Origin of the sequence: Spiroplasma endosymbiont of Colias croceus (genome assembly GCF_964020095.1) — a bacterium.
Classification (GTDB): Bacteria; Bacillota_I; Bacilli_A; order Mycoplasmatales; family VBWQ01; genus Spiroplasma_E.
Map to the genome: position 1 here is coordinate 404,343 of NZ_OZ026536.1, position 13,687 is coordinate 418,029.

Sequence of the window (13,687 nt, forward strand, 5' to 3'; positions counted from 1 at the left end):
TAATTTTTAATATAATTTTTACAATAATAAATATAATTAAACCAACAGTTGCAGATGATAGAATTACTCCAATTAAAGCTAAAATAATTTTTATAATTTTAAAAAACATAATCTTATTCCTGTAATTCTTCTAATTTTCATACATTACCTTTTAAATTACCTTTTACAGTATAAATAGTAATCAATTTTGCATGTTGAACTGATAAAATTACTATATTAGCACTATCATTAAAGGTTTGTATTTGTACACCAGCAATTTTTTTATTAGTTATAATAAATTCTTGAATAGTATAAACTGGATTATATATACTTCAAGAATAATAAACTCTATAATGTTTATTCTCTTCAAAATCATAAGTAATTTGTCAATAATCTCATTTATTTTTTTCTCTTGTTCCTACTTCTTTTCAATTATTTATAGTTGGAGTTGGTTGTGGTTGTTTTTCTAATATTTCATTAATTGCTTGTAATATTTTTTTATTTTGAGTTTTTAATATTTTATATTCATTATTTTCTAATAAATCCCTACAAAGTAATGAATTTTCTTCATCATTTAATAAAATTTCATTTGTTTCAGTATTATATTTAAAATAATCATTTGAAAATTTTTTGTCTTTTATTTTTTCTTTTAATTCATTAACAGCCCCAGCAATAGTTTTATTAGTAGTTTCTAAATTAGGAATTTCTTGACCAATAGCATTCATAGAAAAAGCAATTGGAAATAATGCTTTTGTATCTTCTAATTTTTTATCTATTTCTTTTTTTTTATAATAATCAGTTAAATCAGTAGAACCACCAATAGCACTAATTTTATTATTTTCATCAATCTTAATATTTTCACCAGCAATTAATTTATTTTGTTTTTTATCTAATAAATTATTAGTTTCTAGTTTTGTATAATAATCACGTTCAGTATTTTCTTCTGCTATAAATTCAGTTGGTGTATCTATTCCTTGATATTGATATATTTTAGAAATAAATCCTGAATAATATGTTCCGGGTGTAGCACTAGCGCGAATTTTATAATTAACGCAAGTTAAATATAATCTAATATTATTAGTTTCATCTGAATAAAAAGTATCTAATAGAGTATATGATTTTATTGCAGATTCTTCATCTAATTTAAATATAGATTTTCTAGTATATTTATATTTATAAATATTACTCTCATAAATATAACCTCATATTACTAATATTTCTTTATTTAAATTATCAGTTGAAAGTTCATTAGATATCTCTTTTCATAATGGACTAGTTTCAATATTAAATCAGTTATTTTTAATATCATCAATATTTTGTTTATTAATCTCAATTTTATTTTCTAATAATTTGATATTATTATCAACTTTAGTTTCTAATAATTTAATACTATTTTCATTTGTAGTAATTCTTTTTTGTTGTTTAGCAGAAAAATCACAAGTTGGTGCATGTGTATAATCCCCAATTTGTGGATTATTTTGTAATGCGTCAGGTGGTAATGTACCAATTTCATCAGGTCAATCTAAAATCATAGTTTCAGTTTCTTTATCATAATCTGTTGCTACATAACCCTTATTAATAAAATTTGTAACAGGACCCCTATATATTTCATTTTCATTATCATCAACTAAATCATCATATAATTTCATTTGTTTTGATAATGTAAATTCTTTTTGTTCTTTAATTAATTCATCAACTTGATTTCTAGTATAAAATGCTTTTAAGTCAATTTTTTCAACATCTATTTCATCATCATTATAACTTGAAAATATTTGTTTTAATTCTGTTAATCTTGCTCATATTTTCATTCTAGTAGGTGCTAAATCTCAAACATTAATTGTTGGAATACTACTTGCACTAAATTGATTACCATTATTAAATTGAATAGTTGCATCAACATTAAATTCAATTGGTGTACGATTAAATACTCAATGTTCAACCATTACATAAACCATATCTCTTAATGTTTCTTTAATTAATTCATCTTTAAAACTATCAAAAGGAAATTTAGATAAAATAAAATCAAGATAGGCATTAATATCATTTTGCGCACGTATTCCAAATGTTTTAAATCAATCATTAACATTTGGTCATGTTTTTATATATTGCTGTGGTGTTTCTGTAATTTTTCCAGTTAATGGATATCAGTTATTATAATTTTCAAGACTGACACCAGTTCAAAGTTTATTAATCATATTTTATCATTCCTTAAAAAATGCTTTTTTATAATGTTTAGTTTTTGTTTTAGTTTTTCTATGTGTGATATGTTCAATTTCTTTTTGTATTTTATTTTTTCCTTTTTTTAAGTTTTTACTTTTTGTTACAACTTGACTATATGCAAATTTTTCTAAATGATGTAATAATCAAGTACCAAATAAAGTATTTACTGAAAACTTTAAACCAACATTTTTAAATGATTTATTAATATTTTCAATAGGATTATTAATAACATTTACTACTTTATGATAAGTTCTTATTATTCTAAATATTTCTCTATATACTTTAAAACTATCTCTAATTACTTGTTGTACAACTGGTGGAGCAAATGCTATTGCTTTTAATCATTTATTACGATTAACACCATAACCAATGTATCAACCACTATATCAACGATATCAATGAAATGGATGTATTTGAGTAACAAAAGTTTTTGCTTTAAGAATACTATCAACAACTGTAATTGGTTTATATTTAGGATTACGATGATAAATAGTAATTGCACATTTATCTAATGACAAAGGTTGAATTTTACAACCCATAAATACTGGTGAATTTAATGGAATTAATTGTGCGTGTTTAATTGCTCTTTTTTCTGCACTAGTAAATAAATCAGTTGCTTTTTCGAGGCTTTTATGTAATCTGTGTATCTTTGTTTTACAAAGTACTAGTTTAGATTAATTCTATCTTCAAATTTTATCATAAAATGAGCAATTGCTGTATTTCAATTTTGAATGGGCATTGTTCATTTTTTTGTTATATTTTCAATTGCTAAATAAAATATTTTAAAAACTGCCATATCATTAGGAAAAACTTTTTTATTTCTGATAACTTTTCGTAATTGACTATTTACAGATTCAATAGCATTTGTTGTATAAATAACTCTTTTGATTTCTGTAGGATAATTAATAAAAACCATTAAATTATCTCAATTTTTATATCAAGATTTAGCAATTTGAGGATATTGTTTATTTCACTTATTTTCAAAGGATTCTAAAGCCTGCATTGCTTGTTCTTCACTACATGCAGTATAAATTGGTTTTAAATCTGCAACTAGAGATTTTCTATGCTTATATGAGACATATTTCAAACTATTTCTAATTTGATGAACTATGCATAATTGATGTTCTGTTTTAAGATAAACTGATTGTATTGCTTCTGACATGCCTGTTAAATTATCACTACAAGCAATCAGAATATCATTTAAGCCACGATTTTTCATTTCTGTTAAATTTGCTAATCAAAATTTAGCACCTTCATTTTCACTAATTCATAAACCTAAAACATCTTTTTTACCTTCTAAATCAACTCCTAAAGCTATATAAACTGATTTATTAATAATCCTTTTATCTTGTCGTACTTTCACTACTATGCAATCAAAATAAACAATCGGATAGACACTTTCTAATGGTCGATTTTGCCATGCTTTTACATCATCAATAACATCATCAGTAATTTGACTAATAACACTTTCACTAATATCAGCACCATGATATAACTCTTGTAATTGCATTCTAATATCTGATAATGTCATACCTTTTGCATATAAAGAAAGAACTTGTTGATCAAAACCATCAAATCTTCTTTGTCTTTTTGCAACTATTATAGGATTAAAATTACTATTGCGATCTCGTGGTACATCAATCTCAATTTTACCTTGTTGAGTTATTATTTTTTTTGAACTTATACCATTACGAGCATTGTCACTATTACTATGTTGATTCTTTTCATATCCCAAATAATTTTGCATCTCAGAATTCAACATTTTTTCTACTAATCTTTTTGTTAATTCTTTATACAATCCTCCCTCTTTAAAAACTGTTGTTAAATCTTCAGTATTTTCTAATAATAAATCTACTGCTTTTGATATTGGATCATTATTATTAATATTTTGCTTTTTAGCCATCTGTAACTCACTCTTTCTAGTCATTTAATTATATTTACTAGAATTAATTAAACATAGTTATTTTTGTAAGTTACACAGATTACTAAACATTACCGCTTTTTCTTTTAATTTATTAATTTTTTCAAATGCTTGTTTTTCTAGTTTTTCAAATTTTTCTTGTAATTTATATATACTTTCTCGTATTTTTTCAAAATATGAAGTATCTTTTCAAAATTTATTTAAACCTTTTTTTAAATAAAATCTAATATCAAAATATTTAAAAATTTGATTTGCTTTTAAAACAAGTTGATGAATAATACTATTTTTAAAATTAAATTTAATAGCATTAGCACGAATTTTTTGTAAATCCAAAATTAAAGTTTTTCCATATCTATTTTCTGTGTGTATTGTATGAACTAAATTTAATCAATCATGTTGGTTCATAAATAATACTTTTTTTAAATCAGTATTATATTTTTTTAAAAAGTTATTTGCTTTTTCAATATCTTTGATTTTAAATTTAGGAGTTAATTGTGGACTTAATTTTATTAATGTATTTTGTAATAATAAATAATCTTTTAATTCTTGTGCTTCTAATTTTTGAAAATTATTTTTATATTGTCTTTCAGCAACATAACCTAAATTTTGGATTATTGTTTCACGATTTGGAGCAAAACTGTAATTAAATAAATAACGATTTTTACCAACAATTTTATCTGTTAAAATTTCTTTTCCACTTACTTGACTAATAATTTCTTGTAAATTTTTTGCTTCTTTAACACCTATTTGTTCTAATGTTTTAGTTTTTTGTGCTAAATTAATAAATTTAGTAGTACGATAACCACGACTAATTTTATTAATTCCAGCAAATGCTGGTAATATATTAAAAAAAGTATTTAATGGTGTTACATTTCCTTTTAAATAATCATAAACTTGATTAATAGTAAAATCAGTTAAAAATTCTACACCAACAGCACTAATACTAGCAACTAAATCACTTGCACCTAATCCAAGTGCAAAACTTTCACTTAATCCACCAGTAAAAGGAGCAAGTGCTACTGCTATTACTTGTACACCAATCATTTCTAAAATTTCTCATCAAAAACTTTTATTTTCTTGTTGTTTACTTATTCTAGTATGTTTTGGTTTATTTATGTTTAAAAGTATTGCTGTATTAGTTGTACCGATTGGCATGATATTAATGTCCTTTATTTAAGAGTTATTTTAATTGGATTTGTTGTTCCTTTATAATTTAAGTCATTAACATTTGCAATAATAGTTATATATAAATCACCTGCTTTTTGTTTTTGATTACTTACATTAGTTTTGCCTTGTGCATCACTAAAATATTTAATAGTTGGATTTGTTAAATTAGGATTTAATGATTTAAGTTCATTAGTACTTTTTATTTGTGTATTTAATTCACTATTATTGTTATTAACATTTGCAGTAATATCAGTTGTTAAAATTGTAATTTTAGTTTTTAAATCAGTTTTATCACTATTAATAATTCCACATAACATTCAGCGTGAAGTTGTTTCTTCATCTGTTATATAGGGTATTGCTTCACCAGTTACTTCTCCCCCAACTAAATATCTTCTTCCAACTTTACCATCATTAATATCTTGAACATATACAACTGTATTTTGTAACATATATCTTTTCATTGCTCTTGGTGTTGCTAAAACAAAAGACATAATTTTAGTTTCATTATTATCAGTAAAAGTCATATAATCATCCATTACAATTTGACATAGTACACCTTTGATATATAAATTTGTTCCATTTAATCTTAATTGTTGTGCTATTTGGTTATCAGTAATTAAACCTTTATTATCTGCTAAATAAACTAAACTATCATATAAATTATTAGTAATAAAAAATTGACAATTATTACTATTTCTTAATTGAAATAAAGTATTTCAAGCAGATAGCATTGATTTTAAATATCCTACTGGTGTTTTATCAGTAATATCTAATTTAGTTGCATATTTTGTAATTACATTTGTATCATTATTTGCTAAATAATCTGCTAAATCATTAGCAACTTCATATTGCATTGTGTTTAACAAATTTTGTCCATTTTCTGCATTTAAATCAACATTAGCAATTATTTCACCTGCAACTGCTTCTTGTTTAATTTCTTTTAAAATTTTAATAGTTTCAGCGTAACTAACATCTAATCCTTTGCTTTTATCATTTCATTTTAGTACTTTAATTTCTGAATTTTTTGGTTTTTTAACTATAAATTCAATTTTTGTAGAATTAACCATTTCAATAGGAAAAAAACTTGCTCATGGTGAATTTGATTGTTTATAAAATTCTATAAACTCAGGTGCCTCTACTAATTTTTCGGTATTATCTAAATTTTGATTGAATGGTACTGACATTTTTTTTATTTCCTTTCTGTTATAAATTATTTTTCTTTTTATAATCCAATAATGTACTTTTTATTGAATTTGGTTGATTTGTTATTATTGTTTGTGGTTTGCCACCTGTATTAATTATTTCTTTAAATACTGGTTGTTCTTTAATCATTTTTTTAATAGTTTCTTCAATTTTTGAATTTTCTAAATTATTAGTTTTAAATTTTAAATAATCATAAAATTCAGTTTTAACTTGATATTTTTTAAATATATTAATAATTTCTTTTTCTTTAATTTCTAAATTAAGTTTATTTAACTTATTTTCTGCTTCATTAACTTTATTTTCTATTTCTTGTGAAGAAGCATTGTTTTCAGTTAAAGGTTCAGTTGTTTGTTGAACATTATTTTCATTTTCTAACATTTACATCACCACTTTATTATTTATTTTCTTTATTAATCTTTTCATTTAACTTTGCTAATTTTTTTTGATGTTTGATAATTTTGTTATTTGCTCTAACATGTTTTGGAGTTGTGATAAATCTTTTTAATAAAACAATAATTTCTCTGCAAATTAATGTTCCAACACTTGTTCCAATAATTATTAATTCATGTAAAAATTCTTTCATTTGAATATTTTCCTTTCAATTATTTATTTTTAATTTTTAATTATTCATCAAATTGACCACCATTAATTCTTTCAATCATTGATTGTGAATTACTTATAATTTCTACTAATACAGATATTTCTTTATTTAATTGTTCCAATCTTTCTTTATATGTCTGAATTTCATTATTATAATATTCAAGTATTTTTTCTTTATTCATAAATTATTCACCTCCTTTATAAACTCATGTGATTATAATCTCAATTTAATGAAGCATTATCGTGATTTAATGGTACTTCACTCATATTATCACTACCATATTGACTAGTTGTTTCACTATTAATTGTGAATCTATTATCATTAATTAATCTTGAAGTTTCATTATTAAATGCTGTTTCTTGCATTTCTCTACTATGATTTGTTTCTATTGGAAGTAAATTATGAATAATTTCACTTGCACCAGCAACTATGGTAGGTATTGCATAAGCATTATTAAAATCATTATTAATACCCATAGCAACACCACTACTAATCAAACATCCACCAGTTGCCATATTACAAATCTTTTTTATATTTTCAAATCTATTAGGTATTAACTCAGTTAATCCACTAATAAGATTTGAAATACCATAAGCATTTAAACTAATATATGTATCTCAATCCATTAATGACTGATGTTCTTGTTTATCTAATAGTAATCACGGAGGACCCTCAGTTGTAGTTGTAGTTGTTATTGGAGTTGGTGGTGTTGGAATAATTGGAGTAATATTATTTTCACTTCATTTACTATAATTTGCTAAACCAATTGTTCCTAAACCTAATAATATTTTTTTACTACTATTAATTAATTTAGTTTTAGTATTTGGTCTTTGATTTAAATTTCATATATCTAAACCTAATTTTTTACCAAATAATAAACTATTAATTGAACCCAATATTGAATTATCTATTACTTGACGATAATAAGCACTTGTACCAATCATTGCACAAATAGGACTTATACCAGTTCTAATTAATTTGGTTAAAGTATATTTTGATTGTGTATTTTCGTTTGGCATTTTATTCTCCTTTATTTGTTTTTATCAGTTCTCTTATAACATCTAATAAGGAATCTACTACATAAGAATTTAATTCAAATTCATAATTTCTAATTTTAATTTTTTCCTTTTGCATTTGTTTAATCTCCTTTAATTTCTAATTTTTTAACTGTTACTTTAATTCAACCTTGATAAACATCATTATCACCAACTATTAATGCAACATTACTTTCGGGGTCAGAAACAATTATGTGTTTTGATTTAACATTTGGGTATTGTCTTAAAATAATTGCTCTAATATCATTACTTGTATGAATTGCTTTTGGAAATGGTGATAATACTTCAATTTCATCTTTATTTTCAAACAAAGTAGGTAATATTATCATTAATTATTCTCCTTATTTTTAATTTGATTAGCAATTTCACTTAATATTTTCAATACTTTATATTCATTTTTTAATTCTTTAATAATAAATATTAAAATTATTATTAGTGTTATACTGGTTATTAATATTGGTGCTATTAATAAAATTTTTCATAATATCATTTTTTACTCTTTTCATTTTTTAAATCATTTAACATTGATTGAACAAAATGCACGATTTTTAGGAATGTTTAAAGTGTTAAAGATTTGACCAGTTACAATAATTTCATCGTTTTTGTTTAATAAAATACAGCGTCTATAAAGTTTTGGGTTATTAAAAATTAAAGTAACATAATTTAATCCATTTCATTGACCACGAACACTATAATATAATTCCTTATTACCTTTTTCGTAATATTTTGCTTCAATAGTGTTACTAAGTTTTACTGTTAATTTCACATAATTTGCTTTATCTTTCATTTTTATAATTTCCTTAAATAATTATCAAAAATCAATATTTTCTTATGATTTTTTAAATAATATTGAATATGCTTATAAGCATCTTGTTCATGTTTTGTTAATTTTATATTTCCTTTATAATTTGTTATTTTATTTTTATTTTTTGGGTGGTTTTCTAGATAATCTCAGTTGAAAACATCTTGTACTAATACCATTAATGAACCAATAATTTTAGGAGTTGCTAATGGATTAGTTAATAATTGTTTTGAACTTAAAAAGAAATTTTCTACAATAACTAATATTTTTTTATCAATAAATTTTTCTTTAATTAATTGAAATTTTTCTTTATACATATTTTTAGTCCATAAAACAGTTAATGTATTGAATTTTTCATTAAAAATAATATTATTAGTTTCATTTGAATATATAACAATTCCATTACTACCTATTCCTGCTGGGTCAATACCAATAATTAAGTCATATTGCATTATTAATCAAATTCTTTGGATTGTATTTTATTAATTAAGAATTGAATAGTATCAATTGAACCTTTTAATTGATTTCGATAAAATCTTTCTTTTTCTTTTTTGTATTGTTCTATATAATGACCTAAAAATATATTTAATGAACAAATTAAATTTTTCTTATATTCATTAATAACTTCTTTTTTAAAATCTTTTCTTAATTTTTCTATATTATTTAAATGTTCTTTTGTTATTTCTTGATTACGTTTTTTATTATATTCATTAATAATTTCTTGGTCTTTATAAGAAAATGGTTTTTGTTTATTCATATTTATACCTCCTACTTAACCTAACATTTAAAATACAGTCATAACAAATTGCTTTACTATTTTTATCTCTTAAAAAATATTTTCTTGTTTTAATATCATTAGTATTAAAGAATAAATAATCTAATTTATTTTGTTTACATGTTCAACAAAAATACTTTTTCATTATGAGTTGAAATTTCCTTATACAAAGTAACTATATAATTAATTGGTAAATCATCATGTTTATATTGATTATTTATTTTAAAACCTTTTCTGTTTTCTTCTCACGTAATGTTATATTTAAAACAAGGATTAGTAATTTTAGTTTTGTTATCTGTTATTTCACCCATAAATCAACTATTATGCTGTTCATAAAATGTTAATGGTTCAAGTTTTATATCATTAAGATAATATTCTTTTGGAGCAGTTGGTTTATTAACAGTTATTTTTTGGTCTTTAATATATGGTTCTAATAATTTTATTAATTCATTACCACTTAATTCTCTTTTAATATTGTCTAAATTAAAAACTCAATATGTGTAACTGTTATCAACAATAAAAGAATTATTTTTAATCATTCATTTTGGAAGCGATAATTTATATTCAACATAATCAATAAGAATAGATTGTGGTTTATCTTTAATAATTTGTTCTTTTTTAAATTCTATTTTCATAATAATCCTTTCCTAATATGTTCTTTATGCTAGAAGCAACAGAACATATATTTTGATTTTTAGATTATTAATACTACTACTATTCGTTTTATTCATTCCATGAAAACTGGGCTCAAAAATAAATTGTGAAATTTTAAAAAACATTGAGGCATTCGATTCAATATTTATTTAATTTGTGTTAAACAAATTAATATTTTAATTGAACCGGCCTCGCTCAATTTTTTTACAAGTTTGAAATTTATTTTCTCGCCCAAAAAAATTTTCAAAAAAAAATAAAAAATAAAATCAACACTTGCTCACTGGGGAGTGGCAAGGTTGATTAAATAAAAAATAGAATTAATACAATAGGTCCCTACAACAGGTCTATATATACTAGTTTCCAATTCGCTCCCACCCCAAGAATTACCATTACTGGTTAGTATATTTTATTAGGTATCACTCCACTTTTTATTTATCCATGCAAGTCCACATGCTCTAGCTACTATTTTTAACAACTGTGTTGTAGTTCACTTTTTTAGTTCCCTAACACGTGTTGATAATAGCGTTAAAGAGGGTTCTTAAAAATTTTAAAATTTTACAATTACAAAAAAAGACAAGATTATTTCTTGTCTTTTTCCTTGTTAATAATTTTTATTTTATCTTTTAAATGTATATTTTTTAAAATACGTCGAATATTAAATTTAAGGGTAAAAGAGAATTTAATTTGTCTATCATCATTTTTAAATGGTAATTTTGGAAATAAGTTACTAATATGATAATTAATTATTTCGTAAATTTGACAACCGTCCTATATTTCAAATGAAACTAATAATATTGTTTTTAATGAAACATTCAATACATTAACTGTTTTATGAACTAAAAATATTTATAAAGAAAAATTTCAATTAATTAAAGAAAAATTTATTGATAAAAAAATATTAGTTATTGTAGAAAATTTCTTTTTAAGTTCAAAACAATTATTAACTAATCCATTAGCAACACCTAAAATTATTGGTGCATTAATGGTATTAGTACAAAATGTTTTCAACTGAGATTATTTCGAAAATCACCCAAAAAATAAAAATAAAATAACAGAATATAAAGGAAATATAAAATTAACAAAACATGAACAAGATGCTTATAAGCATATTCAATATTATTTAAAAAATCATAAAAAAATATTAATTTTTGATAATTATTTAAGGAAATTATAAACATGAAAGATAAAGCAAATTATGTCAAATTAAAAGTAAAACTAAGTAACACTATTGAAGCAAAATATTACGAAAAAGGTAATAAAGAATTATATTATAGTGTTCGAGGTCAATGAAATGTTTTAAACTATGTTACTTTAATTTTTAACAACCCAAAATTTTATAGACGATGTATTTTATTAAACAAAAATGATGAAATTTTAGTAAGTGGTGAAATCTTTAATAATTGAAATATGAATATAAATCGTGCATTTTGTTCAATCAATGTTAAATGATTTAAAAAATGAAAAGAGTAAAAGAATGATTAAAAATACACCATTAGAATATATTAATGACAGAATTAATCAACATAAAGAAAATATTAATAAATATACAAAAGAAATTGAAAGATTGCAAAACTTTATTAAAGCAAATGAAATTAGAATAACTGAATTAGAAATAATAAAAGATATTTTACAAAAAGGAGAAAAAATATAATGAATTTTAATCAAAATCTAAAACAAATGACTGATTTAGTAATGAAAAAAGATATGGAAAAAGTATTAGAAAATTTAAAAATTAAAATAGGAACTATTGCATTTAATAATATTGAAGAAGAATTACACATTATAAATTTAATAATAAATAAAATGTCAGAACATATTTGTTCATTAGAACAAGAAATAATTAGAAAAAATCAAATAATAAAAGATAAATTGGAATAAAAAATGATATTATGAAAAATTTTATTAATAGTACCGATATTAATAACAAGTATAACATTAATAATATTTTTAATTTATATAATTAAAGATTTAAAAAATGAATATAAAGTTTTAAAAACATTAAATGAAATTGCTAATCAAATTAAAAATAAGGAGAAATAATTAATGATAATATTACCTACTTTGTTTGAAAATAAAGATGAAATTGAAATATTATCACCATTTCCAAAAGCAATTCATACAAGTAATGATATTAGAGCAATTATTTTAAGACAATACCCAAATGTTAAATCAAAACACATAATTGTTTCTGACCCTGAAAGTAATGTTGCATTAATAGTTGGTGATAATGATGTTTATCAAGGTTGAATTAAAGTAACAATTAAAAAATTAGAAAATTAAAGGAGAATAAAATGCCAAGTATAGAAAATCAATCAAATTATACTTTAACTAAATTAATTAGAACGGGTATAAGTCCTATTTATGCAATGATTGGTACAAGTGCTTATTATGGTCAATATTTAAAAGACCCAATTTTAGGTTCAATTAATAGTTTATTATTTGGTAAAAAATTAGGTTTAGATATATGAAATTTAAATCAAAGACCAAATACAAAAACTAAATTAATTAATAGTTCTAAAAAAATATTATTAGGTTTAGGAACAATCGGTTTAGCAAATTATAGTAAATGAACAGAAAATACTATTAATCCTATTATTCCAACAACACCAAATCCAATAACTACTACAACTACAACAGAAGGTCCACCATGATTACTATTAAATAAACAAGATAATCAGTCATTAATGGATTGAGATACATATATTAGTTTAAATGCTTATGGTATATCAAATCTTATTAGTGGATTAACTGAGTTAATACCTAATAAATTTGAAACAATAAGAAAGATTTGTAATATGGCAACTGGTGGATGTTTAATATCAAGTGGTGTAGCAATGGGTATTAATAATGATTTTAATAATGCTTATGCAGTACCTACAATTGTTGCTGGTGCAAGTGAAATTATAAATCAGTTGTTGTTACCATTTGGAAATACAAATAATGTTGTTCAATTACAAGAAGTGTTTTCAGATGAAAGAGCAAGATTAATTAATGACAATAGATTTACTATTAATAGTGAAACTGCAAGTCAATATTATGGTAGTGATAATATGAGCGAAGTACCATTAAATCATGATAATGCTTCATTAAATTGAGATTATAATCACATGAGTTTATAAAGGAGGTGAATAATTTATGAATAAAGAAAAATTACTTGAATATTATAATAATGAAATTCATAGATATAAAGAGAGAATGGAACAATTAAATAAAGAAATTGCCTTATTAGTAAGCATTATAAGTAATGCACAATCAATGATTGAAAGAATTAATGGTGGTCAATTTGACGAATAATTAAAAAATACATAAT

23 protein-coding genes are annotated in these 13,687 nt (G+C 22.5%); 8 read left to right on the plus strand and 15 right to left on the minus strand.

Annotated elements, in window-relative coordinates:
- Positions 1-113 precede the first annotated feature (113 nt).
- The 15 genes from AACL24_RS02455 to AACL24_RS02525 all read right to left on the minus strand — a co-directional run bounded on the left by AACL24_RS02455 (position 114) and on the right by AACL24_RS02525 (position 10,358).
- Positions 114-2,174, minus strand: coding sequence for a hypothetical protein (locus tag AACL24_RS02455; RefSeq protein WP_339047932.1), 2,061 nt, complete (start codon positions 2,172-2,174; stop codon positions 114-116).
- 3 nt (positions 2,175-2,177) lie between these two features.
- Positions 2,178-2,717 (minus strand): hypothetical protein, encoded by a 540-nt coding sequence (locus AACL24_RS02460; RefSeq protein WP_339048435.1) that lies wholly within the window; start codon positions 2,715-2,717, stop codon positions 2,178-2,180.
- Positions 2,718-2,863: 146 nt separating this feature from the next.
- Positions 2,864-4,102 carry an IS256 family transposase gene (locus AACL24_RS02465; RefSeq protein WP_339049369.1) on the minus strand — a complete coding sequence of 413 codons (1,239 nt, stop codon included), beginning with the start codon at positions 4,100-4,102 and terminating at the stop codon, positions 2,864-2,866.
- A gap of 57 nt (positions 4,103-4,159) precedes the next feature.
- The gene (locus tag AACL24_RS02470; protein ID WP_339048437.1) at positions 4,160-5,275 is read right to left on the minus strand and encodes a hypothetical protein; all 1,116 of its coding nucleotides are present in this window, start codon (positions 5,273-5,275) and stop codon (positions 4,160-4,162) included.
- Between the two features lie 14 nt (positions 5,276-5,289).
- Complete coding sequence (locus AACL24_RS02475) at positions 5,290-6,471, minus strand: hypothetical protein (RefSeq protein ID WP_339047107.1); 1,182 nt, start codon at positions 6,469-6,471, stop codon at positions 5,290-5,292.
- 19 nt (positions 6,472-6,490) lie between these two features.
- On the minus strand, positions 6,491-6,868 hold the full coding sequence (locus AACL24_RS02480; protein WP_339047109.1) for a hypothetical protein: 378 nt from the start codon (positions 6,866-6,868) through the stop codon (positions 6,491-6,493).
- A gap of 16 nt (positions 6,869-6,884) precedes the next feature.
- A complete protein-coding gene (locus AACL24_RS02485) occupies positions 6,885-7,073 on the minus strand; it encodes a hypothetical protein (RefSeq protein WP_174480113.1) in 189 nt (62 codons plus the stop codon).
- 40 nt (positions 7,074-7,113) lie between these two features.
- Positions 7,114-7,272, minus strand: coding sequence for a hypothetical protein (locus AACL24_RS02490; protein ID WP_339047113.1), 159 nt, complete (start codon positions 7,270-7,272; stop codon positions 7,114-7,116).
- A gap of 16 nt (positions 7,273-7,288) precedes the next feature.
- On the minus strand, positions 7,289-8,110 hold the full coding sequence (locus tag AACL24_RS02495; RefSeq protein ID WP_339047930.1) for a hypothetical protein: 822 nt from the start codon (positions 8,108-8,110) through the stop codon (positions 7,289-7,291).
- Between the two features lie 119 nt (positions 8,111-8,229).
- Positions 8,230-8,475, minus strand: a complete 246-nt coding sequence (locus AACL24_RS02500; protein ID WP_339047117.1) for a hypothetical protein — start codon at positions 8,473-8,475, stop codon at positions 8,230-8,232.
- Positions 8,475-8,636, minus strand: coding sequence for a hypothetical protein (locus AACL24_RS02505; protein WP_174480256.1), 162 nt, complete (start codon positions 8,634-8,636; stop codon positions 8,475-8,477). The genes AACL24_RS02500 and AACL24_RS02505 overlap by 1 nt, the downstream gene beginning before the upstream one ends.
- A gap of 3 nt (positions 8,637-8,639) precedes the next feature.
- The gene (locus AACL24_RS02510) at positions 8,640-8,933 is read right to left on the minus strand and encodes a hypothetical protein (protein ID WP_338961240.1); all 294 of its coding nucleotides are present in this window, start codon (positions 8,931-8,933) and stop codon (positions 8,640-8,642) included.
- Between the two features lie 2 nt (positions 8,934-8,935).
- Positions 8,936-9,400 (minus strand): hypothetical protein, encoded by a 465-nt coding sequence (locus AACL24_RS02515; protein WP_339047926.1) that lies wholly within the window; start codon positions 9,398-9,400, stop codon positions 8,936-8,938.
- A gap of 2 nt (positions 9,401-9,402) precedes the next feature.
- A complete protein-coding gene (locus AACL24_RS02520) occupies positions 9,403-9,705 on the minus strand; it encodes a hypothetical protein (protein ID WP_339047924.1) in 303 nt (100 codons plus the stop codon).
- A gap of 134 nt (positions 9,706-9,839) precedes the next feature.
- Positions 9,840-10,358 (minus strand): hypothetical protein, encoded by a 519-nt coding sequence (locus AACL24_RS02525; protein ID WP_339047123.1) that lies wholly within the window; start codon positions 10,356-10,358, stop codon positions 9,840-9,842.
- Between the two features lie 1,001 nt (positions 10,359-11,359).
- On the opposite strand from AACL24_RS02525, the gene AACL24_RS02530 reads away from it, so the two are divergent.
- From AACL24_RS02530 to AACL24_RS02565, 8 genes are read left to right on the plus strand one after another with little or no spacing between them, the layout of a single operon-like run.
- Positions 11,360-11,551, plus strand: coding sequence for a hypothetical protein (locus AACL24_RS02530; RefSeq protein ID WP_339048439.1), 192 nt, complete (start codon positions 11,360-11,362; stop codon positions 11,549-11,551).
- Between the two features lie 2 nt (positions 11,552-11,553).
- A complete protein-coding gene (locus AACL24_RS02535) occupies positions 11,554-11,847 on the plus strand; it encodes a hypothetical protein (protein WP_339048441.1) in 294 nt (97 codons plus the stop codon).
- Between the two features lie 4 nt (positions 11,848-11,851).
- The gene (locus AACL24_RS02540) at positions 11,852-12,028 is read left to right on the plus strand and encodes a hypothetical protein (protein ID WP_339048443.1); all 177 of its coding nucleotides are present in this window, start codon (positions 11,852-11,854) and stop codon (positions 12,026-12,028) included.
- Complete coding sequence (locus AACL24_RS02545) at positions 12,028-12,255, plus strand: hypothetical protein (protein ID WP_339048277.1); 228 nt, start codon at positions 12,028-12,030, stop codon at positions 12,253-12,255. Before AACL24_RS02540 ends, AACL24_RS02545 begins: the two co-directional genes overlap by 1 nt.
- A gap of 3 nt (positions 12,256-12,258) precedes the next feature.
- Positions 12,259-12,417 (plus strand): hypothetical protein, encoded by a 159-nt coding sequence (locus AACL24_RS02550; protein ID WP_339048445.1) that lies wholly within the window; start codon positions 12,259-12,261, stop codon positions 12,415-12,417.
- A 3-nt stretch (positions 12,418-12,420) separates the two neighbouring features.
- Entirely contained in the window at positions 12,421-12,657 is a 237-nt protein-coding gene (locus AACL24_RS02555; RefSeq protein WP_174480108.1) for a hypothetical protein, read from the plus strand.
- Positions 12,658-12,668: 11 nt separating this feature from the next.
- A complete protein-coding gene (locus tag AACL24_RS02560) occupies positions 12,669-13,496 on the plus strand; it encodes a hypothetical protein (protein ID WP_339048447.1) in 828 nt (275 codons plus the stop codon).
- 16 nt (positions 13,497-13,512) lie between these two features.
- On the plus strand, positions 13,513-13,671 hold the full coding sequence (locus AACL24_RS02565; protein WP_339048449.1) for a hypothetical protein: 159 nt from the start codon (positions 13,513-13,515) through the stop codon (positions 13,669-13,671).
- Positions 13,672-13,687 lie beyond the last annotated feature (16 nt).